This is a genomic window from Rhodococcus sp. FH8, from assembly GCF_019266085.1.
GTDB lineage: Bacteria > Actinomycetota > Actinomycetes > Mycobacteriales > Mycobacteriaceae > Rhodococcus_F > Rhodococcus_F qingshengii.
Genome location: NZ_LPNQ01000068.1, coordinates 3,480 through 24,940, shown reverse-complemented (window position 1 = coordinate 24,940; position 21,461 = coordinate 3,480). Strand labels below are relative to the sequence as shown.

Below are 21,461 nucleotides of genomic sequence, written 5' to 3'. Positions count from 1 at the left end.
GGCCTGATCTCGGGTATTGCTGTCATTTCGAACTCTCCTGTGCGGGCGGGGGATCGGCCGGGTCGTGGGTGGACTCAAAGATCAGTGATGCGACGAGCAGCACGACGCCGCAGGTGATGTAGGTGTCGGCGAGGTTGAAGGTGGGCCACCAGCCGGTGTGGAAATAGTCGGTGACCTTTCCGTCGACGGCACGATCGATCACGTTGGCGGCAGCTCCGGCGAGGATCGCCGACCAACCCACCGTCCCCACCAGTGAAGCGGTGGGGACGGTGCGCCAGGCGTAAATTCCGACGCCGAGAGTGATGGCGGCGGTGACCGCGAGGATGATCCAGGCCGGAAGCTGTTGGCCGATGCTGAACGCGACACCGCTGTTGTACGCCAACTTCAGTTGCAGCAATCCCATATCGACGGTGCGTGCACCGGAAAGGGTACGGCGCGCAACGGGTTCGGCCGACAGTGCGATCGCGATGAGAGCGAGACCGACGACCACGAGAATCACCCGCCGCGTGCTACCTGTGCGGATTGATCGAGCCGCTAATTCGCTCACGTGCGGGCCTCGACCTTCCCCGCCGGTGCGGGTACCGATCCGGTGGGGAAGGCTTGCGCGCGGCCGGCCCGGACACCGTTGGCGATGACCACGATCTCAGCGACCTCGTGCACCAGGACCACGGCGGCCAGGCCGAGGACCCCGAACAAGGCCAACGGCATCAGGACGGTGATGATCGCCAGCGACAGTCCGACGTTCTGCAGCATGATGGTCCGGGAGCGGCGCGCGTGCGCCAACGCCTGCGGCAGGTGCCGCAGGTCTTCGCCCATCAGAGCAACATCGGCGGTCTCGATGGCCACGTCGGATCCCATCGCGCCCATGGCAATGCCCAAGTCGGCGGTGGCCAGGGCGGGGGCGTCGTTGACACCGTCCCCGACCATTGCCGTCGGGCGGCGCGCACGCAAGGTTTCCACGATCCGTGCCTTGTCCTCCGGGCGCAGGTCGGCGTGCACGTCGTCGATGCCGACGTCGGCGGCCAGCGCTTGGGCGGTGCGTTCGTTGTCGCCGGTGAGCATCGCGACGGTGTACCCGCCGCGTCGTAGCCCGGCAACCACCTCACGTGCTTCCGGTCGGAGCTCGTCACGGACGGCGACCGCCCCGATGACCGTTCCGGCGCGCTCGATCAGCACCGCAGTGGCGCCGGCATGCTGCATCCGCTCGATATCCCCTGCCAGCGGACCCGGGTCGATCCAGCCCGGTCGACCGAGGCGCACAGGTATGCCGTCGATGTAGCCGGTCAAGCCCGCCCCTGTGACCGCGTCCACGTCGTCGGCAGGCACATAGTCCTCGACGGCGGCGAGAATCGCGCGAGCGAGAGGGTGCTCGCTACGCGCTTCCAACGCTGCGGCCACCGCGAGAACGTCCCCGCGGTCGGCGCCGTTCGCGGTCGCGACGTCGATCACGGCGGGTTGGTTGCGGGTAAGGGTGCCGGTCTTGTCCAACGCGACGGTGCGGATCCGGCCGAGCGCTTCGAGGGCAGCGCCGCCCTTGACCAGGACGCCGAGCTTGGATGCTGCGCCGATTGCGGCGACAACGGTGACGGGGATCGCGATGGCCAGCGCGCACGGCGACGCGGCGACCAGTACCACCAGGGCTCGTTCGATCCACACCAGCGGATCACCGAGCATGCTACCGACCGCGGCGATAGCCGCGGCGACGATCATCACGCCCGGAACCAGCGGCTTGGCGATCTTGTCGGCGAGGCGTTGCGCCTCGCCCTTGCGGGACTGCTCGGCCTCGACGATCCGCACGATCTTGGCCAGCGAATTGTCCTGCGCATCTGCGGTGACCTCGACTTCGAGGACGCCGGTGCCGTTGATCGACCCGGCGAACACCTCGTCGCCGGGACCGGCTTCGACGGGCATCGACTCTCCGGTGATCGCGGAGGTATCCAGGGCGGTGCGCCCGCTGCGAATGATGCCGTCGGTGGCGATCCGTTCCCCGGGCTTGACGATCATGACCTCACCGAGCTCGAGCTCCGAGGGCGGGACGGTTTCCTCCCGGCCGCCGCGGAGCACTGTCGCGGTGTCCGGGACCAGGGACAGCAGGGCGCGCAGGCCACGGCGAGTGCGGGTGACGGCATACTCTTCGAGTCCCTCGCTGATCGCGAACAAGAATGCGAGCATGGCTGCTTCGCCGACCTCGCCGAGCAGTACCGCGCCGACGGCCGCGATCGTCATCAGGGTGCCGACGCCGATCTTGCCCTTGGCCAGGCGTGTGAGAGTGGACGGGACGAAGGTGTAGCCGGCAATGATCAGCGCGCCCGCTTCGAAGCCGATCCCGAGAGCATCAGGCCCGCCGGCCAGCCGGACTGTCAGGGCCGCGATCAGCAGCACGCCCGCTGCTGCGGCCGCCCGGATCTCGGTAACCTGCCACCACTTTTCGATCTCGTGTTCTTCCTCGCCCTCGGCGCGGGGTTCGTCGTGGCCGCAGCCGCACGCGTCACTCACGGCTATCTCCGGTGTCGGTGCCGTAATTCGGGCACAGGGCAACCGCGTTCCCTGTCGCGGCAAGCAGCGTCTCCGCCGAGGCGAGTAGGTCCATCAACTCCGGTCGGGCCAGCGAGTAGAACACCTGCCGACCTTCTGGTCTGCCGTCGACCAGACCGCAATCACGTAGGCATGCGACATGTGCGGACACCGTCGACTGGGCGAGGCCGAGTTCACCGATCAAATCCGCAACCCGCGCTTCTCCTTCGGCGAGACGGCGCACGATCGACAACCGGGTGCCATCCGAGAGACTGTGGAACAGTGCCACTGCCGCATCCAGACTGGACCCGCTGCCGGTTGCAGCGAGGCATCCCGACTCGTTATTCATCGTCATAAAACGATGATAGCAATGTAGGGCGATTCGAGGAAGGGTGATGCACCGGACTTGGAAGTGAATGCGGTACGCCAGCCGAACGGTGGCCGGCCGACGTACCTCACCAGGAACGGCGAAGTGACATCGGTAGATTCCGAGTTGCTCGCCACGGCATCACATGGGGGGACAGCAAGGACCCATCGCTCGACACAGCCAGTCGCACAACATCTCCAGTGGGTTCATTTCACACCTCCTTCTGAGCGTTCGCCGTCAGCGCGACGACGAGCGGTCCGAGTCACCTGCGGTTCCCGAACGTCATCCATAATGGACATTCCAGTGCGATGGAAGGTCAAGGATCTCGTGAAAATTGGTGAACTGGCCGCTCGGAGTGGCGTTGCCCCGAAGACGCTGCGTTTCTACGAGGACAGTGGGGTGATTCCCGTCCCGGTCCGAAAGTCCAACGGCTACCGGGATTTCGGTCCGGAATCTCTTTCGCGTTTGCGGTTCGTCCGCAGCGCCCAGTCTGCAGGTCTCACCTTGCGAGAGATCCGCCAGATCCTCACCACCCATGACCGCGGGGCGGCTCCTTGTGAGCAGGTCGTGGAGATGCTCTCGGAGCATCTCTCCCAGGTTCGTGGCAAGATCCGCGAACTTGCCACCCTCGAAACAAACCTTGTTGCGCTGCTGGGTCGAGCGGAAAGTGGGATTCCGCCGGAAACCGACGATGTCGGTGTGTGCTGGATCCTGGAATCTGAGCCTCAGGACGGTGTTGCTGAATCGTGAAATCGATTGCGGGTGCACCCCCCTGTTTCAGCAGGTTCGGCGCTCAGCAATGTGATGAGGTGAGCGAAGCGGTTGTAGCGGTGTTGCCGGTGTGTTGATCAGTCCGGTGCAGAAGTAGTGGTGTCGGGATCTGTCGGGAACATCGATTCGGCGGATTCTCCGGGTGCGGGAATTGACAGGCGCCGCCACTCGGGGGCCGAGGTCACCATTGAGCGTTTCCGGAACTTTCGTTCCCAGGGAGCCATGTGCACTTCGCCTTGCCTTGGAAAGCAGGAATCCTCTGCGAAACCTGCATCGCTGTGATCCAAGGTTGCTGGCGAGCATGAGTGGGGTTGTCTTGCGACGGTTCACTTGCCGGGTTTACTCGTGCTGTTTGTCGTCGATCCAGCGCCAACCTGGAAGTTGTTCGAGTCGTGCGGAGCGGGCGTCGGACAGAATTCCTCGGTGGTGGTGTTTTCGTTGGGTGCTGACCCATTCGCCGAGGGGATAAGTTCCGGTGACCGCGCTCTTGGATGGTCGAGCATGACCGGAGTTCGCGACGAACTGAGTCAATACGGAAAACCCTCTCTCCCATTGTGTTTGGAAAGGATCCCAGTCCCAGCCGGGCAGCGCTTCGAGGGCGGCGATTTTCTCGATCGCCAGGGTGCCGGTTTTGTAGTCGCGGCGCCGGTGGTGGACCCACTGTCCGAGGGAGAACCCGTCGAGGATCTCTGATTGTCGGGGGGAGGCTGTTCCGTGGATGGCGGTGTAGGCCTTAAGGGCCGAGATCCCCTGTATCCACGCGTCGCTCTCGCGGCCCCATCGCCACCCTGGGAGCTTGTTCAGTTCGGCGATACGATCCGGGGGCAGGGTGCCGGCGCGATGCTCTTCTCGGCAGCGGAACACCCATTTGCCCACGTCGAAGCTGTTGGCGCGCGCTGAGCGAGGGACATCGGCACCATCGTGCTCTCGGAGGTACATCTCGAGTGCAGAGCGCCCGGTTTCCCAACGAACGGTGTCGTTGTCCCACATCCAGGCGGGTAGGGCTTCGAGCATGAGAATCTGGGTGTCGGTGAGCTCGCCATTCTGGTGGGCTGTGCGCTGGGCGTTCGCCCATGCGACCAGATCGATACCATCGATCACGAGAGTCGACGACAGGTCCGTGTCGGGGCGCGCGGCGAGCTCGTCCGATAATGCGGACAGTGCTGCTCGCCAACTTTTGCGTCGCGGTTTCCCCCAGGTCCAGCCGGGTAGGTTTTCGAGGAGGTCGGCTTCACCGGCGGAGAGTGTGCCGTCCCAGTATGCGATCCGTCGACGTGCCACCCAGCCGCCGAGATCGATTCCGAACGCATGGACTCGACCTGCCGGGCCGGCATGACCTTTGAGTTCGACGAACTTCGTCAGTGCTCGGAATCCTGATTCCCAGTCGTCGGTGGGTGCGCCCATCACACGACCTGGGAGTTCTTCCGGGTTCTGCTACCGCAGGGAGCTGATGGGTTCATGCACACAAGGAAGGAGCGAGGCGGTAGCCGGCGCCGCGGATGGTGCGAATGAACTGTCCGTGCTGGGTGTCCGAGCCGAGTTTTTCACGTAGCCGCTTCACGTGCACCGCGACGGTGTTCGTTTCGGCGCTGTGACCCCAGACTGCGAGGCTGATCTCGCTTTGGCTGGCGACGTGGCCGCGGCGTTTGATCAAGTAGACGAGCAGTTCGAACTCCCGCTGCGTCAACTGCACTTCGCGGTTTCCGACGCGGGTCTCGTAGCCACTGGGGTTGACCCGGATCGGTCCGGCGGTGACGACACTGTCTTCGGCGAGGGAGAGCGCGGTGATGCCGGCGAACGGAGCAATGGTGGTGATGTCGTACGGGCGGGCAACGACCGCCGACGCGCCCGCGGCGAGGACTTCGCGCACGATGCGCTCGTCGCCCGACTTGGCTGCACCGACCAGGATCGGAACATCGGACCGGCTTCGAATCGTGGCCACCACTCGGGCGGCGTCGACGTTGTCGGTGTGAGCAGCCAAGATCAGGACGGTCGGCACCTCTGCACCCACCGCCAGTAGAGTCTCGGCACCGTCACGGCACCAGTCGGTGCGAATCCCCATGTGGTCGGCGGCCGCCATGAACTGCGCAGCGGTGGCTGGGTCCGGCTCCGCCAGAAGCAGACGCGTATGCGAATCGGCCAAGGAGTAGCCGTAATGCGCTCCCGCAGCGACCTCCCGGTCCGGCTGACGCAATTCGATAGTCAACTGTCGACCCCCTATTTCAGAACGTACCCATTGTCTCACCTGAAGTAGCCGGTGAGGAGGAGGTCGACTGCCCGCACAGCCACAGTGTCGCTCAGCCGAAGCGACCGGAGATGTAGTCCTCGGTGGCTTTTTGTGTCGGGTTCGAGAAGATCTTCTCGGTGTCGTCGATCTCGACGAGTCGACCGGGCTTGCCGGTTGCCTCGAGGTTGAAGAAAGCCGTCTGGTCACTCACACGCGCAGCCTGCTGCATGTTGTGCGTGACGATGACGATGGTGAAGTCCTTCTTCAGCTCGGTCATCAGGTCCTCGATCGCGAGAGTCGAGATCGGGTCGAGCGCGGAGCACGGCTCGTCCATGAGCAGGACGTCGGGCGAGACGGCGATGGCACGCGCGATGCACAGACGCTGCTGCTGACCGCCTGAGAGGCCACCACCGGGCTTGTCGAGGCGATCCTTGACCTCGTTCCACAGGTTGGCGCCGCGCAGCGAACGCTCGGCCACCTCGTCGAGCTTTTTCCTGTTGCGTTCACCGCTCAGTTTCAGGCCGGCGACGACGTTGTCCTTGATGGACATGGTCGGGAAGGGGTTGGGTCGCTGGAAGACCATGCCGATGGTCTTGCGAACGCCTACCGAATCGACGCTGGAATCGTAGATGTCCTCGCCGTCGAGCAGGACCGAACCCTCGACGCGCGCACCGGGAATTACTTCGTGCATGCGGTTGAGAGTGCGCAGGACCGTCGACTTTCCGCAGCCGGACGGACCGATGAACGCGGTCACGCTCCGGGGCGGGACGGACAGGCCCACATCGGCGACAGCGTGAAACTTGCCGTAGTAGATGTTGAGATCTTTGATGTCGAGGCGCTTGGCCATGTCTGGTGTTCCTGTCCGTTTCTAGCGCTTGTTGGTGAGGAAGCGGGTCGCGAGCGCCGCAAGAAGGTTGAGGAGTGCCATGACGATGATCAGCGTCAGGGCTGCGCCCCACACTCGGAGCTGGCCTGCAGGCTGCGGGTTGATCAGCTCGGTGTAGATCAGCAGCGGGAGCGAGGCCATGTTGCCTTCGAAGACGTCGAAATTGATCGAGCGGGAGTAGCCGACGAGCACGAGGACCGGAGCTGTTTCACCCATGACTCGGGCGATGGAGAGCAAGACTCCGCTGATGATGCCCGGCATCGCGGTCGGGATGACGATGCGCATGATCGTCTTCCACTTCGGGACGCCCAGTGCGTAGGAGGCTTCCCGAAGCTCGTCCGGGACGAGCTTGAGCATTTCCTCGGTGTTGCGTACGACGACCGGCAGCATCAGCAGCACCAGCGCCAGCGAGACGGCAAAAGCGCTCTGTTCGAATCCGAGGGTGGCGATCCACAGGCTGAAAACGAACAACGCCGCAACGATCGAGGGCACACCTGCGAGAACGTCGACCATGAAGGTCACTGTGCGAGCGAAGGCTCCGCGCCCGTATTCGACCAGGTAGATCGCGGCCATGATGCCGAGCGGGACGGAGATGAGCGCTGCGATCGCTGCTTGGATCAAGGTGCCGTACAGCGCGTGGTAGATGCCGCCGGCGAACTGTTCCGGAAGCACACCCTGCAGAGAATTCGTCCACCAACCGGAGGAGGTGATGGCGCGCCATCCCTTTTCGATGACGGTGAACAGCACCCACACCAGAGGAATCAGCGCGATACCGAAGGCAGCGTAGAACAGTACGGTGGCGATACCGTTCTTGGCTTTGCGGCTGGTGCTGATGCTTTGGAACGTCGGCGCCTTGGCCGGCGCATCGAGGAGATCGGCGCTCATCCGTTGACCTTGCCTTTCGCGACCATGCGAGCGAGTGCGTTGACGACGAAGGTCAATGCGAAGAGGACGAAACCAGCGGCGATGTACGCGCCGGTCGGAAGGGGAGCACTGAACTCTGCCGCTGCAGAGGCGATCTTCGAGGCGAAGGTGTAACCGCCGTCGAAGATCGACCAGGTCGAGGCATTGGCAGCCGAACGCAAGATGATCAGCACGGCCACGGTTTCACCGAGAGCGCGACCCAGACCGAGCATCGACGCGGCGATGATGCCGCTGCGCCCGAAAGGCAGCACGGTCATACGCACGACTTCCCATTTGGTGGCGCCGAGGGCCTGTGCCGCTTCGATCTGCGAGCGCGGTGTCTGGCGGAAGACCTCACGGGTGACGGAGGTGATGATCGGCAAGATCATCACCGCGAGAACAATTCCTGCGGTGAAGATGGTTCCGCCGCCGGTCAAGGAGACGTTGCCTTCGCTGAAGAGGAAGAACCAGCCGAGGTTGTCGTTGAGGAACTCCGCGACCGGGCTGAGCTTGGGGGCGAGGATGAAAATTCCCCAGAGACCGAACACGATCGAGGGCACTGCGGCGAGGAGATCGACGATCGAGCCGAAAGCGTGGGAGAGACGCGCTGGCGCGTACTGCGTCAAGAACACAGCGATACCCAGTGCGATCGGCACCGCAATCGCCAGAGCGAACACCGAACTGAGCACGGTGACCGTCAGTAGGTCACGGATACCGAAACGCAGATTCGATGCATCGCTGGTGACGAATTCGGTGCTGGTGAAGAAGTTCGCGTTGTTCGCCTGCAGCGACGGGATGGCGCGAATGAGCAGGAAGATGGCGATCAGGCCGATGGAGACGACGATCGTGGCACCGGCACCGGTGGCCAGCCACCGGAAGAACTTGTCACCGAACTGGTGTTTTCCGGTCGAAAGAGACGAGGGAATGGTCGGGGAAGTCTTGCCGCTGTGATCAGGCATGCCGGGTATCTTTCCGCCCGCCCCCGGAGCCGCCGCAGTGGGCGTCTCCGGGGAGCGGGTTACGTCGTCGGGGTGCAGAGCCATCGCTGATCAGGCAATCAGGAGATCGCGTTGACTGCGGTGGTCAGCTTCTGCTGGAACGCGCTCGGGAGCGGGATGTACCCGTTTTCCTCGAGACCGTTCTGGCCGGCGCCGATCGTGGACTGCAGGAACGCGCGGACAGCGGTGCCGACCTCGGCGTCGGGGTACTTCGAGCACACGATCTCGTAGGTAGCCAGCACGATCGGGTACGCGCCGGTCTCGGCGGGCTTGTAGAAGGTGGACGTGTCGAGCACGAGGTCGTTGCCCTCACCCTTGATGGTGGCGCCGGCGATGGTCTTGCCGACGGTCTCGGTGGTGATCTCGACCGGTTCGGGACCGGCGGAGGTCACGATCTTGGCGGTCTGCAGGTCCTGAGCCTTGGCGAAGGACCACTCGTTGTAGGTGATCGCGCCTTCGGTGCTCTTGATGGCGGCGGAGGTGCCCTCGTTGCCCTTGGCGCCCTCACCGACGCCACCGACGAACGACTTACCCGCGCCCTTGCCCCAGGCGCCGTCCGAGGCTGCGTCGAGGTACTTCTGGAAGTTGTCGGTGGTGCCCGACTCGTCGTTGCGGTAGATCACGTTGATCTTCTCCGACGGCAGCGAAGCGCCCTCGTTGAGAGCCTTGATCGCCGGATCGTCCCAGGTGGTGATCGCACCGTTGAAGATCTTGGCAGCGGTGGGGCCGTCGAGGACGAGATCGTCGACACCCTTGACGTTGTAGGTCACCGCGAGCGGACCGAACACGACGGGAAGGTTCCAGGCGTCGCTGGCGCAGCGTTCCTTCGCACGGTCGTACTCGCCCTTGTCCTTGCTGAGCGGCGAATCGGAACCACCGATGTCGGTCTGGTTTCCGATGAACTCACTCACACCGGCGCCGGAGCCGTTGGACGTGTAGTTGAGAGTCTGCCCGCTGCACGCCTGCTCGAACGCATTCACGAAACGCGTCATGGCGTTGGCCTGGGCGGTAGAACCACTGCCCTTGAGTGCCGACTTGCCGCCGCACTCGACATTCGAGGTCGAGCCCGCGCCCGTAGATCCGGTCGAACCCGTCGCGCCGGTGTTGTTGTCGCTGCCGCACGCTGAAAGCAGGAGGGTGCTGGCCGCCAGCACACTGAGGGCGGCGCCAGATCGCTTGAGCTTCACGTAGTTCCTTCGAAGTATCGGGGTTGCTCGCGCGGCGCGCGGCCACCGAGATCGAGTGACACTGAGCAGCGCTGATTGCCGCTCGGGTGATGAACCTAGAGGCCGGGGATGAACGGATATCGCTGCGAAAATGAACGGAACATGAATCCATGGGCGAAAGTTGAATGAACAGCCCGGCTACCGGCAGGTATTGCTTGACAATCCCAAATTAACTCAGTGAGTATTGACTCAATGACTATTGAGCAAAAGTTCTCGCTCGAACAACGCGCCGCTCTCTATGGCGCCCTGGCCGATCCGGCACGGTTGTCGATCGTCGACATGCTCGTCCTCGGCGACGCATCGCCCTCGGAACTGCAACGCCGACTCTCCATCTCCTCGAACCTGCTCGCCCACCACCTCGGGGTCCTCGAACGCGCTGGTCTCGTGCACCGATCGAGATCCGAAGGTGACAAGCGCCGTACCTACCTACGACTCCAGCCCACCGCGCTGGAGGTGCTCGTTCCTACCTCGTCGCCCTTGACCGCGACGCGGATCGTGTTCGTGTGCACCCACAATTCCGCGCGCTCGCAACTGGCCGCGGCGTTGTGGAACAAGCAATCCCACATCCCGGCAGCATCGGCCGGCACCCACCCCGCTCCCCGAATTCACAGCGGCGCCCTCGCCGCCGCCCGCCGCCACGACCTACCTCTCGACGCCACGCGCCCGGCCGATGTCGCCGATGTCCTCGCACCCGGGGACATGGTCATCGCCGTGTGCGACAACGCCCACGAAGAAATGCGCGAAAACCCGAACTCTCTTCACTGGTCGATTCCGGACCCTGCCCGCACCGGCAGTGCCGCAGCGTTCGACCGAGCCTTCGACGACATCGACCACCGAGTCGCTCGACTCGCCCCCCATTGCCTCCCGAACGGAGAACTCTCATGACCGACAACCTCAGCACCACAACACATCACCGCGACGACCTGACCATCGATCAACGGTTAGCCCTCAAAAGCGCCGCCGCACACCTGGCCACGGAATTCACCGACGTCTTCAACACCGAAACCATCGAGCGGTTCCTGCATTCGTCCTACGACCAGTTCGCCGGCCGCGCCTCCGTCGTCAACTACCTCCCTCTCCTGGCCGAACGCTTCGCCCGGCAGCGACTACGCGCCCTGGCCAAGGTCGAAGGACTCTCCAACGACGGCAAACCCACCGTGTTGTTCTTGTGCACGCACAACGCCGGACGCTCCCAGATGGCCATGGGATTCTTCGAAAAACTCGCCGGGGAACGTGCCGTCGCATGGTCCGGCGGATCCGAACCCGGCACCAGCGTCAACGAAGCAGCCATCGAAGCAATGGCCGAACGTGGCATCGACATCAGCGGTGAATACCCCAAGCCATGGACTGACGAAGTGGTCCGCGCAGCCGACGTCGTCATCACGATGGGCTGCGGAGATGCATGCCCGATCTTCCCCGGACGCCGCTACGAAGAATGGGTCCTTCCCGACCCCGCAGGTCTCGGAGTCGACGCGATCCGCCCGATCCGTGACGAGATCGAACGGCGAGTACTCACATTGCTCGACGAGATCGACATCGCCGCCCAGCACTGATGCTCGTCGATGAATTCCTTGCGAAGAAGGTCTCTCATGTTCATTCCGGCAGTGGTCACCGCTTTTGTGCACTGGCTTCGCAGCGGCTACCCGCAGGACGCACCGAGATACGGTCACAGCCCGCTACTGGCTCTGATGGATCAACGGCTCTCACCTGCGCAGATCAGTGAGATCGTGATCGCGCTCGACGGGGAGCCGGCCACCGAGGCCATCGACATCCAAGTGGCCATCACGGCTGTCGCACGGCGGATGCCCTCACCCGCCGATCTGAGTGCCGTATGCGCGGCCATCGAGAAATCCGCGTCCAGGGAAGGGGCCTTCCCGTGCTGCAGAACCAGAGGCGTGCCCCATGTTGCGAACTGATTTGATCGATGTCAATATTGATGTATGTCGAATCAAGATGTGGCGGAGACCGGCGCCTGTTGTTCGCCACTCAACCGTGAACCGTTGACCGAAGACTGGGCTGGTGATCTGGCCCGGATGTTCAAAGCGCTCGGCGATCCCGTCCGGCTGCGACTGCTGAGCCTGGTGGCCAGCCACGAGGGCGGTGAAGCCTGCGTCTGCGACATCTCCGACACCTTCGACTTGTCCCAGCCGACGATTTCGCATCACCTCAAGGTGTTGCGCCAGGCCGGACTCCTCGACTGCGAACGTCGCGGGACCTGGGTGTACTACTGGGTGATACCCGCAGCCCTGCAACAACTTTCCGCCGTTCTGCTCGTGGAAGCATCATCCACTGCCGCCGACGTCCCACAGGAGACCGCCGTATGAGCGCCCCGTCCAGTACCGAACACCCCGAAGTCGTCGGAAAACTCTCCACCCTCGACCGCTATCTGGCGGTCTGGATCGGCGTGGCCATGGTCGTCGGCCTGCTGGTTGGACGCTGGATCCCCGGCGTGAACACTGCCCTGGACAAGGTGCAGATCGACGGCATCTCGTTACCGATCGCCCTCGGCCTGCTGATCATGATGTACCCGGTGTTGGCGAAAGTTCGCTACGACCGCCTCGACACTGTCACCGGGGACAAGAAACTCCTCGCCGGCTCCCTGTTCCTGAACTGGGTTCTCGGCCCGGCGCTGATGTTCGCCCTCGCCTGGCTGTTTCTGCCTGACCTGCCGGAATACCGAACCGGTTTGATCATCGTCGGCATCGCTCGCTGCATCGCGATGGTGATCATCTGGAACGACCTGGCCTGCGGAGACCGCGAAGCCGCCGCGGTGCTGGTCGCCATCAACTCGGTGTTCCAGGTGATCATGTTCGCCGTGCTCGGTTGGTTCTACCTCTCGGTCCTGCCCGGGTGGCTCGGCCTCGAACAGACCACCATCGACACCTCGCCCTGGCAGATCGCGAAATCGGTCCTGATCTTCCTCGGTATCCCGCTGCTGGCAGGTTTTCTGTCCCGCTTCTTCGGTGAACGCGCCAAAGACCGCGACTGGTACGACAACAAGTTCATCCCCAAGATCAGCCCCTGGGCGCTCTACGGTCTGCTGTTCACCATCGTCGTGCTCTTCTCGATGCAGGGCGAACAGATCACCTCCCAGCCCTGGGACGTCGTCCGGATCGCGCTGCCCTTGCTCGCGTACTTCGCGCTCATGTGGGGCGGAGGCTACGTCCTCGGCGCCGCAATCGGATTGGGCTATGAACGCACGACGACCCTGGCGTTCACCGCCGCGGGCAACAACTTCGAACTCGCGATCGCCGTAGCCATCGCCACCTACGGCGCCACCTCGGGGCAAGCTCTTGCCGGCGTAGTCGGCCCGCTGATCGAGGTACCGGTGCTCGTCGGGCTGGTCTATGTCTCCCTTGCTCTACGCAAACGCTTCACACCCACTGACGGAAAGGTTTCAGCCCCATGACCGACAAGCCCAGCGTCCTGTTCGTCTGTGTCCACAACGCCGGCCGATCGCAGATGGCCGCGGGATTCCTGAGCCACCTCGCCGGCGATGCCATCGAGGTCCGCTCCGCCGGATCTGCCCCCGCGGAGACCATCAACTCCGCCGCGGTCGAGGCGATGGCCGAGCTCGGAATCGACATCTCTGCCCAGACCCCGAAGATCCTCACCACCGACGCCGTGCAGGATTCGGATGTCGTGATCACGATGGGATGCGGCGACACCTGCCCGATCTTCCCCGGCAAGAGCTACCGCGACTGGGTCCTCGACGATCCCGCCGGCCAAGGCATCGACGCGGTTCGCCCGATCCGCGACGAGATCAAAACCCGCGTCCAAGCCTTGATCAGCGAACTCACCGCCCCGTCGGTATCGCGCTGACCGCTCGTACTGCCCGTATTCGATCCCGTGAAAGAGACACTATGACCATCCCGTCCGCGGTCCATGACGTCATCATTGTCGGTTCCGGACCGGCCGGCTACACCGCTGGTGTCTACACCGCGCGCGCTGAGCTCGCGCCCCTGCTCTTCGAGGGAACCCAGTTCGGTGGCGCCCTCATGACCACCACCGAGGTCGAGAACTTCCCCGGATTCCGCGAAGGAATCATGGGCCCCGATCTGATGGAACAGATGCGCGAGCAGGCACTGCGCTTCGACACCGACATCCGCACCGAGGACGTCGAGGAGATCGATCTCAGCGGCCCGATCAAGACGGTCGTCGCGAACGGCGAAACCTACGCCGCGCACGCGATCATCCTCGCCATGGGCGCAGCAGCCCGCTACCTGGGCATTCCCGGTGAAGAACGCCTCCTCGGCCGCGGCGTCAGCGCCTGCGCCACCTGCGACGGCTTCTTCTTCCGTGACCAGGACATCGTCGTGGTCGGCGGCGGCGATTCCGCGATGGAAGAAGCAACCTTCCTCACCCGCTTCGCTCGCTCGGTCACCCTGGTGCACCGCCGCGAGGAGTTCCGCGCCTCACGGATCATGCTCGAGCGCGCCAAGGCCAACGAGAAGATCCGCTTCCTGACCAACGCAGAGCCCGTCGAGGTGCTCGGTGAGAACAGCGTCACCGGCCTCGTCGTGCGCGACACCGTCACCGGCGAAACTTCCACACTCGAGATCACCGGCATGTTCGTCGCCATCGGCCACGACCCGCGCAGTGAGCTCGTCAAGGACCAGGTCGATCTCGACGACGCCGGATACGTGCGCGTCGCTCCCGGTTCCACCGCGACCTCCGTCGACGGCGTCTTCGCTGCCGGTGACCTGGTCGATCACACGTACCGTCAGGCGATCACCGCTGCCGGCACCGGATGCTCCGCAGCAATCGACGCCGAACGCTGGCTGGCCGACCGCGGCGACATCACCGCCAACACGCTCGACGCAGCCGGCCACACCGTAGACGCCGTCTGACTCCCACACCCAGCGAAAGGAACTTCGATGAGCAAGCCTTCAGTGCTGTTCGTGTGCGTCAAGAACGGCGGCAAATCCCAGATGGCCGCCGGCCTCATGCGCAAAGCCGCCGGCGACCAGGTGGACGTGTACTCGGCCGGCACCAAACCCGGCGACGCGGTCAACGCCCTGTCCGCCGAAACGCTCCTCGAGGTCGGGGTGGACATCTCCGGTGAGACCCCGACGTTGATCGATCCGCAACTGGTGCGCAATGTCGACCTCGTCGTCACCCTGGGCAGCGAAGCGAAGGTCGATCCCGTCGCCGGTACCGACTTCGAGAACTGGGACACCGACGAGCCGTCCGAACGCGGCATCGACGGAATCGAACGAATGCGGCTGGTCCGCGACGACATCGCTGCCCGCGTCGACGCCCTGGCCGGGCGTCTGACCACGTAATCGACGTATCACCCCGGCTGTCAGCAGAAGATCTGGATAAGGAAAGGACACTCGTGCACTCGCAAGGGACACCGATCACGGTCGACGTTGTCGTGATCGGTGGTGGTCAAGCCGGAATGGCCGCCGGGTACTACCTGCGCCGCTCCGGCCGCGACTTCGTCATCCTCGACGCCGAAACAGCGCCCGGTGGATCCTGGCAGCACTACTGGGACTCACTGCACCTGTTCTCACCAGCCGAATACTCCTCGCTGCCCGGCTGGCCGATGCCGGGCTGGAGTCCCGGTTTCCCGCCCGCCTCACACGTCGTGGATTACCTCACCGCCTACGAGACCCGATACGACCTACCGGTCCGCCGCCCGGTCCGCGTCACGTCCGTGACCCGCTCCGGTGACGGGTATCTCGTCGAATCCGATCACGGCAGCTGGTCCGCGCGGGCCGTCGTCAACACCACCGGGACGTGGCGGCAACCATTCTGGCCGATCTACCCCGGTATCCGCGAGTTCACCGGCACCCAAATCCATACCACCAGCTACCGTTCGCCGACCCCGTTCGCCGGTAGCAAGGTCGCCGTGGTCGGCGGCGGAAACTCTGCCGCGCAGATCGTCGCCGAAGTCTCCACCGTCGCCGAGACACTCTGGCTGACGAGCCGGGAACCGCGGTTCCTGCCCGACGACGTCGACGGCCGGATCCTTTTCGACGTCGCCCGTGAACATGCCCGTGAAATCGCTTCAGGTGAAACCGATTCCGGTGGCATCGCCGGCCTCGGCGACATCGTGATGGTGCCCCCGGTCCAAGCCGCCCGCGAGCGCGGCGTGATGGTGGCGCACCCGATGTTCGACCGCCTCACCGCCACCGGATTGGGATTCGGCGATCACGTCGAACAGGTGGACGCCATTATCTGGTGCACCGGATTCCGCCCCGCGCTACGGCACCTTCAGCCCCTTGGACTCCGAGACGGCGACACCGGACGCATCGAACTCGACGGAGCGCACGTCGCCGGTGAACCCGGATTGATTTTCCTCGGATACGGCGACTGGACCGGTCCCGCATCGGCCACCCTGATCGGAGTCGGCCGCACCGCCCGCGACGCCATCACCGCACTCGACGACGACCTCTTCACAGTCCCGGCCATCTGAGCAACATCCGAAACAAAACAGAGGACACATCATGAGCACCATCGAAGTATTCGAACCCGCCCTGTGCTGCAACACCGGCGTCTGCGGCGACGACGTCGACCAAGCGCTGATCACCTTCACCGCCGACCTCGACTGGGTCGCGAGCAACGGCGGCACCATCACCCGTCACAACCTCGCCAACGACCCCCTTGCCTTCGCCGGAAACGACACCGTCGCAGCATTCCTCAAAATCTCAGGCTCCGAAGGACTCCCGCTGGCGATCGTCGACGGAGTCACCGCCCTGACCGGTACTTATCCCACCCGCAACCAGCTCGCGAAATGGGCCGGCATCACCGAAGCCGGAGCCGCGGACGCGCCGGCCGGGATCGCCATGCTCGGACTCGCCGACGGCTCAGCATGCTGCTCCACCGACGACGCCGACTCCACCACCTGCTGCTGAAAGCACCCACAACGCAATGAAGTTCCTGAACGATGCACCCCGATTCCTGTTCTTCACCGGCAAAGGCGGTGTCGGAAAGACCTCCATCGCCTGCGCGAGCGCGATCACCCTCGCCCGCGCCGGGAAGAAAGTGCTGCTCGTGAGCACCGATCCCGCCTCCAACGTCGGGCAGGTCTTCGGCGTGAGCATCGGCAACACCATCACCGACATTCCCGCCGCTCCCGGATTGTCGGCGCTCGAGATCAACCCGGAACAAGCCGCCGCCGCCTATCGCGAGCGGATCATCGGCCCCGTCCGCGGACTGCTCCCCGAGAAGGAGATCGCGGCGATCGCCGAACAGCTCTCTGGGTCCTGCACCACCGAAATAGCGTCGTTCAACGAGTTCACCGGACTGCTCTCCTGCCAAGGCGACATCACCGCCGACTTCGACCATGTCCTCTTCGACACCGCTCCGACGGGGCACACCATCCGGCTGCTGCAGCTTCCCGGATCGTGGACCGAGTTCCTCGACGACGGTAGGGGCGACGCATCGTGCCTGGGGCCGCTGTCCGGGCTCGAGAAGCAGCGAGCCATCTACGCTGACGCTGTTGCCGCGCTCGCAGATCCGCAGCGGACCCGCCTCGTCCTGGTCTCGCGCGCCCAGCGTTCGACGCTCGCCGAAATTACCCGCACCCACCGCGAACTCGCCGACATCGGACTGACCCATCAGCATGTCGTGATCAACGGTGTCCTCCCGGCACCGGGCGACGACACCGATCCACTCGCGACCGCGATCTACCGGCGTGAACAAGCCGCGATAGCCGGCCTGCCCGACGAATTGGCGCAGCTGCCCACCGATCAGGTCCCGCTCAAAGCGACCAATATCGTCGGCATCGACGCACTCGAAAGCCTCTTCACCCCCGACCTCAGCCCGGTATCCGCCGCCTCAGCGGACCCGGCCCTGCAGCTACCCAGTGCTCCGCTCTCATCCCTGATCGACGAACTCGACACCGACGATCACGGCCTGATCATGTGCATGGGCAAAGGCGGAGTCGGCAAGACCACCATCGCAGCCGCCATCGCTGTCGCCCTCGCCGAACGCGGCCACCAGGTGCACCTGACCACCACCGACCCGGCCGCACATCTGACAGAAACCTTGAACGGGGAACTCGACAACCTCCAGGTCTCCCGAATCGACCCCGCCGAAGCCACCGAGCAGTACCGCACCCGGGTTCTGACCACCAAAGGCAAGAACCTCGACGAACGCGGACGCGCGAACCTCGCCGAAGACCTCCGATCACCCTGCACCGAGGAAGTGGCGGTCTTTCAGGCGTTTTCGCGGGTGATTCACGAATCGAGCCGCAAATTCGTCGTCGTCGACACCGCCCCGACCGGGCACACTTTGTTGTTGCTCGACGCCACCGGCTCCTACCACCGGGAAATCGCCCGCCAAATGGGTGAGAACACGAACTTCACCACCCCGCTCATGCGGCTCCAGGACCCGAACGCCACGAAAGTCCTACTCGTGACCCTCGCTGAAACCACACCTGTCCTCGAGGCCGCCGGTCTGCAAGCCGACCTGCAACGCGCAGGCATTCACCCTTGGGCGTGGGTGGTCAACAACTCCCTCGCGGCAGCCGAACCGACCTCGACGCTCCTGCAGCAACGCGCAGCCGGAGAGATCACCGAAATCGACAGCATCACAAACAAATACAGCCAGCGAACCGCCATCGTCCCGATGCTCGCCGAAGAACCCGTCGGCACAGATGCATTGGCGGCGTTGAGTAAGGCCTGACGGGAGTAGGAATCGACTTCTGGCTGGTCATTTTCGTTGGCTGGATATGGTGGCGACGGCTTCTCTCGCCGCGCTCCGGTATGCCGTGATCCGGGGTCGGACCACACGACTCTCGGTGATACACACTCGCCAGGAAGACAACAGCATCTCGGTTTCCCCTCTGCGGTCAATGACCGACGGTACACAAGCTCGCCGGAGTAACCGTGCGCGTCACCGATGCCGGCGGAACCAATGTTGTTGAGATCGACATGCTGGTGACCGCTGATGCTATCGCCGAAGCCCGGGATTGAAGTGACCCGAACTCCCGGGGCTTTGCTTTGCGATGTGCGACTATAAGTTCATGCTCGATCCGGGCGCAAAGGGCAGTGACGTAGTGGTGATACCGCAACGAACTTTATGGTGGGCGGTCGACGAGCTCTGCCGTGCGTTGCCGCACGAGGTGCTTCGAAAACTGAAAGTGAGATCGGGCGAGGACCTAGCCGCCATTTCAACGACTGCATTCCTAGCCTGTGCGCCGACTAGCGTTGATTGTGCTGGCGAACCAGACTTGATCTTCGATCTTTCGCATTCGAAATCGGAGCGCAGCCCCATATCGTCGATGGGTTTGGCGAATAAGAGGTTTGCGGACTTCGAAGTGAAATCGATTGGTCTTTGGTACCGAAAGTTTGACGCCACGATTGATCAATCCCTTGGGCGTGGCGAAATTCCGATGGTGACGACGTTCACCGCAGCTGTTACGACTGTAAACGAGGTCCTGGCAGGTGAAGGCCTCAATCAGATTGATCGCGCGCTCCGCCAACTAAACAAGAAAGTGAGGGTTGCGCACTCGAAGAACATATTTCTGATTGCCCATCCCTTTGACTATCCCGTCGTTGAAATGGACGTTGCTCCTATCGTGGCACACCTTCTGAACCCACTGGACGGGATTGTTGGCGTAGACACCGTCTGGGTGATGTGGCCGGATGTCTTCTTTGTGATGTGGTCATCCCACAATGCCCGGTGGGTGAATCTGTTGTTTGACTCTCGAGAACAGAGCAAGGATCACTCATCTGCTTGGGACGACCTCGAGTTGCTGCAGCAAGTCCAAGTTGAGTTTCAGCGTCGTATCGACGGTGAAACGAACTCTCCGTACATATTTCGACTTGAGTAACGGGTTGTTTGAGGTGTTGTGGGTCGGCGAGCTCAAGAGCTGACAGCCAAGCCCGGACATCGTTTGCGGTCTATCCGCTTTTTAGCGTGGCGTTTCGCAGGTTTGACTTCTTGTGTGCAGATGCCGGCCCGAAAAGATGTCGTAGAGGTCGGCATGCTGGGGACCGCTGATCGGAGGTCGAAATCGCGGTCTTGTAGCCACCTTTCCTTCGCCTGTCTGCGGTGGTGCCGGCGGCCGGTGAGGTAGTGGTTTCTCACGTCCCCGGCACAGGGTGCGCCGGGGACGTGAGAAACGATTCTAGCGCCTATTTGCGCAGGTCAACCTATATAATTGGGGAGTCTAATTCGGTAGCGGACCTGACCAGTTCGCTCGATTCTGGAGGATTCCTGTGGCTGATTTGGCTACTGCTGTGACTGTGTTGGATGCGAATGGGCGGGCGGGTGTGCCGTCGTTGTTGATTTCGGGTCCGGGTATGGGCAAGTCGAGTTTGGTTCGTGGGTTGGCTGCGGCGGATGGGGTGTTGTGCAAGACGGTGTTGGGGTCGTTGCGTGAGCCGTCGGATTTCGCGGGGTTGCCGGTGGTGCGGGAGCACGGTGTGGCGTTGGAGGCTCCGGCGTGGGCGAAGGAATTGGTTGCCGGTGGTGGTGGGTATCTGTTTTTGGACGAGTTGACGACGAGTCCGCCTGCTGTGCAGGCGGCGATGTTGGCGGTGGCGTTGGATTTGACTGTCGGTGATGTGCAGTTGCCGAAGGGGACTCGGGTGATTGCGGGGGCGAATCCTCCGGATTGCGCTGCTGGTGGGTACGAGTTGGAAGCGCCGTTGGCGAATCGGTTCTGCCATGTGGAGTTCACGCCGTCTGTGGATGAGTGGTTGGACGGTATGGCGACGGGGTGGGGTGCACCGCCTGCCTCGCGTGCGGTGGCCACCGATGAGCAACGGGTTGCGTTGGTGCGCAGTTCGATCACCGGCTTTGTGCAGCGCAATCCTGATGCGTTGGATGCGTTTCCGTCGTCGGCTGCGCAGACCGGTGGTGCGTGGCCGTCGCGTCGTACGTGGTCGATGTTGGCGGCGGTGTTGCCGCATTTGCGGGAGGACGACAACGCGGCGATCAACACGGCGGTGTTCGGGTTGATCGGTGAGGGCGCGGGCGTGGAGTTCTTGGAGTGGCGGCGTAGCGCGGATCTTCCCGATCCGGTTGCGGTGGTGGAGAATCCCGATTCGGCGTTCGATTGGCAGTCGCGTCCTGATCTGGTGTGGGCGGTGCTGTCCGGTGTCACGGCGTGGGCGGTGGGACGGGGCACGGTGGAGGCCTGGCGCAGTGCGTGGGGTCCGCTGATCGCGGCTGCGGAGGCGGGCGCACCGGACGTGGCGGGCGCGGCGGCGCGCACGCTGGCGAAGGCGCGACCGGCGAAGGCGACTGTCCCGGCGTCTGCTCGTCGGTTCGCGCCGATGTTGACCGCTGCGGGTCTGATGGAGGCGGCAGCATGAGCGGGGTTCGGGTCCTCGCGCCGGATGAGTTGCGGGCGTTTCGCCTGGCACGACTGGTTTCTGCCGAACAGATGCCGTATTTCATGCGGGCATTGTTCGCGGCGCAGCCTGTTGCTGCACCGGGGTTGGGCACGTTCGCGGTGGATGCGCAATGGCGGCTCTATCTAGATCCGGCGTTGTTGGTGGGGGCGGGTGCGTGGCCGGTGCCGGTGGCGGGTGCGGTGTTGCTGCACGAGGTCGGGCACTTGCTGCGGGCACACGGTGTGCGGGGGCAGTCCTTGCCGAAGCCGGTGCAC

At 63.7% G+C, this 21,461-nt stretch carries 23 protein-coding genes and 1 pseudogene; 15 read left to right on the top strand and 9 right to left on the bottom strand.

The genetic code is table 11. The features are described 5' to 3' along the window. Positions 1-22 precede the first annotated feature (22 nt). The 3 genes from lspA to ATN38_RS17785 are packed head-to-tail and all read right to left on the bottom strand — an operon-like array spanning position 23 to position 2,869. The gene (gene lspA, locus ATN38_RS17795) at positions 23-547 is read right to left on the bottom strand and encodes a signal peptidase II (RefSeq protein WP_011133466.1); all 525 of its coding nucleotides are present in this window, start codon (positions 545-547) and stop codon (positions 23-25) included. Next, entirely contained in the window at positions 544-2,496 is a 1,953-nt protein-coding gene (locus ATN38_RS17790; RefSeq protein WP_003944623.1) for a cation-translocating P-type ATPase, read from the bottom strand. Before ATN38_RS17790 ends, lspA begins: the two co-directional genes overlap by 4 nt. Beyond that, positions 2,489-2,869, bottom strand: coding sequence for a helix-turn-helix transcriptional regulator (locus ATN38_RS17785; protein ID WP_003944657.1), 381 nt, complete (start codon positions 2,867-2,869; stop codon positions 2,489-2,491). The genes ATN38_RS17790 and ATN38_RS17785 overlap by 8 nt, the downstream gene beginning before the upstream one ends. Before the next feature lie 339 nt (positions 2,870-3,208). On the opposite strand from ATN38_RS17785, the gene ATN38_RS17780 reads away from it, so the two are divergent. After that, positions 3,209-3,631 carry a heavy metal-responsive transcriptional regulator gene (locus tag ATN38_RS17780; RefSeq protein WP_011331632.1) on the top strand — a complete coding sequence of 141 codons (423 nt, stop codon included), beginning with the start codon at positions 3,209-3,211 and terminating at the stop codon, positions 3,629-3,631. Positions 3,632-3,991: 360 nt separating this feature from the next. On the opposite strand, the gene ATN38_RS17775 is transcribed toward ATN38_RS17780, so the two are convergent. From ATN38_RS17775 to pstS, 6 genes are all read right to left on the bottom strand, one after another. Continuing rightward, entirely contained in the window at positions 3,992-5,056 is a 1,065-nt protein-coding gene (locus tag ATN38_RS17775; protein WP_011331631.1) for a helicase associated domain-containing protein, read from the bottom strand. Positions 5,057-5,108: 52 nt separating this feature from the next. After that, entirely contained in the window at positions 5,109-5,858 is a 750-nt protein-coding gene (locus ATN38_RS17770) for a response regulator transcription factor (RefSeq protein ID WP_003944618.1), read from the bottom strand. A 91-nt stretch (positions 5,859-5,949) separates the two neighbouring features. Further along, a complete protein-coding gene (gene pstB, locus ATN38_RS17765; protein WP_003944636.1) occupies positions 5,950-6,726 on the bottom strand; it encodes a phosphate ABC transporter ATP-binding protein PstB in 777 nt (258 codons plus the stop codon). 21 nt (positions 6,727-6,747) lie between these two features. Continuing rightward, complete coding sequence (gene pstA / locus ATN38_RS17760; RefSeq protein ID WP_003944617.1) at positions 6,748-7,650, bottom strand: phosphate ABC transporter permease PstA; 903 nt, start codon at positions 7,648-7,650, stop codon at positions 6,748-6,750. Next, the gene (pstC, locus tag ATN38_RS17755; protein ID WP_374104622.1) at positions 7,647-8,711 is read right to left on the bottom strand and encodes a phosphate ABC transporter permease subunit PstC; all 1,065 of its coding nucleotides are present in this window, start codon (positions 8,709-8,711) and stop codon (positions 7,647-7,649) included. Before pstC ends, pstA begins: the two co-directional genes overlap by 4 nt. A 14-nt stretch (positions 8,712-8,725) precedes the next feature. Continuing rightward, a complete protein-coding gene (gene pstS, locus ATN38_RS17750; protein WP_003944624.1) occupies positions 8,726-9,853 on the bottom strand; it encodes a phosphate ABC transporter substrate-binding protein PstS in 1,128 nt (375 codons plus the stop codon). Between the two features lie 231 nt (positions 9,854-10,084). Between pstS and ATN38_RS17745 the strand changes: the two genes are divergently transcribed. The 14 genes and pseudogenes from ATN38_RS17745 to ATN38_RS32830 form a co-directional block, all read left to right on the top strand. Continuing rightward, positions 10,085-10,777 carry a helix-turn-helix domain-containing protein gene (locus ATN38_RS17745; protein WP_003944613.1) on the top strand — a complete coding sequence of 231 codons (693 nt, stop codon included), beginning with the start codon at positions 10,085-10,087 and terminating at the stop codon, positions 10,775-10,777. Continuing rightward, entirely contained in the window at positions 10,774-11,445 is a 672-nt protein-coding gene (locus ATN38_RS17740; RefSeq protein WP_011331629.1) for an arsenate reductase ArsC, read from the top strand. Before ATN38_RS17745 ends, ATN38_RS17740 begins: the two co-directional genes overlap by 4 nt. Positions 11,446-11,481: 36 nt before the next feature. Continuing rightward, positions 11,482-11,808: a DUF3349 domain-containing protein gene (locus ATN38_RS17735; RefSeq protein ID WP_003944646.1), complete on the top strand. Its 327-nt coding sequence runs from the start codon at positions 11,482-11,484 to the stop codon at positions 11,806-11,808. A gap of 24 nt (positions 11,809-11,832) precedes the next feature. Next, positions 11,833-12,216: a helix-turn-helix transcriptional regulator gene (locus tag ATN38_RS17730; RefSeq protein ID WP_037131620.1), complete on the top strand. Its 384-nt coding sequence runs from the start codon at positions 11,833-11,835 to the stop codon at positions 12,214-12,216. Next, positions 12,213-13,301 (top strand): ACR3 family arsenite efflux transporter, encoded by a 1,089-nt coding sequence (gene arsB / locus ATN38_RS17725; RefSeq protein WP_003944591.1) that lies wholly within the window; start codon positions 12,213-12,215, stop codon positions 13,299-13,301. The genes ATN38_RS17730 and arsB overlap by 4 nt, the downstream gene beginning before the upstream one ends. After that, positions 13,298-13,714 carry an arsenate reductase ArsC gene (locus ATN38_RS17720; protein ID WP_003944644.1) on the top strand — a complete coding sequence of 139 codons (417 nt, stop codon included), beginning with the start codon at positions 13,298-13,300 and terminating at the stop codon, positions 13,712-13,714. The genes arsB and ATN38_RS17720 overlap by 4 nt, the downstream gene beginning before the upstream one ends. Positions 13,715-13,755: 41 nt before the next feature. Beyond that, entirely contained in the window at positions 13,756-14,742 is a 987-nt protein-coding gene (trxB, locus tag ATN38_RS17715; protein WP_003944628.1) for a thioredoxin-disulfide reductase, read from the top strand. Positions 14,743-14,769: 27 nt separating this feature from the next. Beyond that, entirely contained in the window at positions 14,770-15,177 is a 408-nt protein-coding gene (locus tag ATN38_RS17710) for a low molecular weight phosphatase family protein (RefSeq protein WP_003944607.1), read from the top strand. Between the two features lie 53 nt (positions 15,178-15,230). After that, complete coding sequence (locus ATN38_RS17705) at positions 15,231-16,313, top strand: ArsO family NAD(P)H-dependent flavin-containing monooxygenase (RefSeq protein WP_003944597.1); 1,083 nt, start codon at positions 15,231-15,233, stop codon at positions 16,311-16,313. Positions 16,314-16,344: 31 nt separating this feature from the next. Continuing rightward, entirely contained in the window at positions 16,345-16,752 is a 408-nt protein-coding gene (arsD, locus tag ATN38_RS17700; protein ID WP_003944649.1) for an arsenite efflux transporter metallochaperone ArsD, read from the top strand. A 16-nt stretch (positions 16,753-16,768) separates the two neighbouring features. Continuing rightward, positions 16,769-18,526, top strand: a complete 1,758-nt coding sequence (gene arsA / locus ATN38_RS17695; RefSeq protein WP_003944661.1) for an arsenical pump-driving ATPase — start codon at positions 16,769-16,771, stop codon at positions 18,524-18,526. A gap of 340 nt (positions 18,527-18,866) precedes the next feature. Next, entirely contained in the window at positions 18,867-19,676 is an 810-nt protein-coding gene (locus ATN38_RS17690) for a hypothetical protein (RefSeq protein WP_128638076.1), read from the top strand. 388 nt (positions 19,677-20,064) lie between these two features. Continuing rightward, positions 20,065-21,165 carry an ATPase AAA gene (locus ATN38_RS17685; RefSeq protein ID WP_042926277.1) on the top strand — a complete coding sequence of 367 codons (1,101 nt, stop codon included), beginning with the start codon at positions 20,065-20,067 and terminating at the stop codon, positions 21,163-21,165. Continuing rightward, a pseudogene (locus ATN38_RS32830) lies at positions 21,162-21,461 on the top strand (hypothetical protein); the annotation flags it as partial. The gene ATN38_RS17685 and the pseudogene ATN38_RS32830, both read left to right, overlap by 4 nt.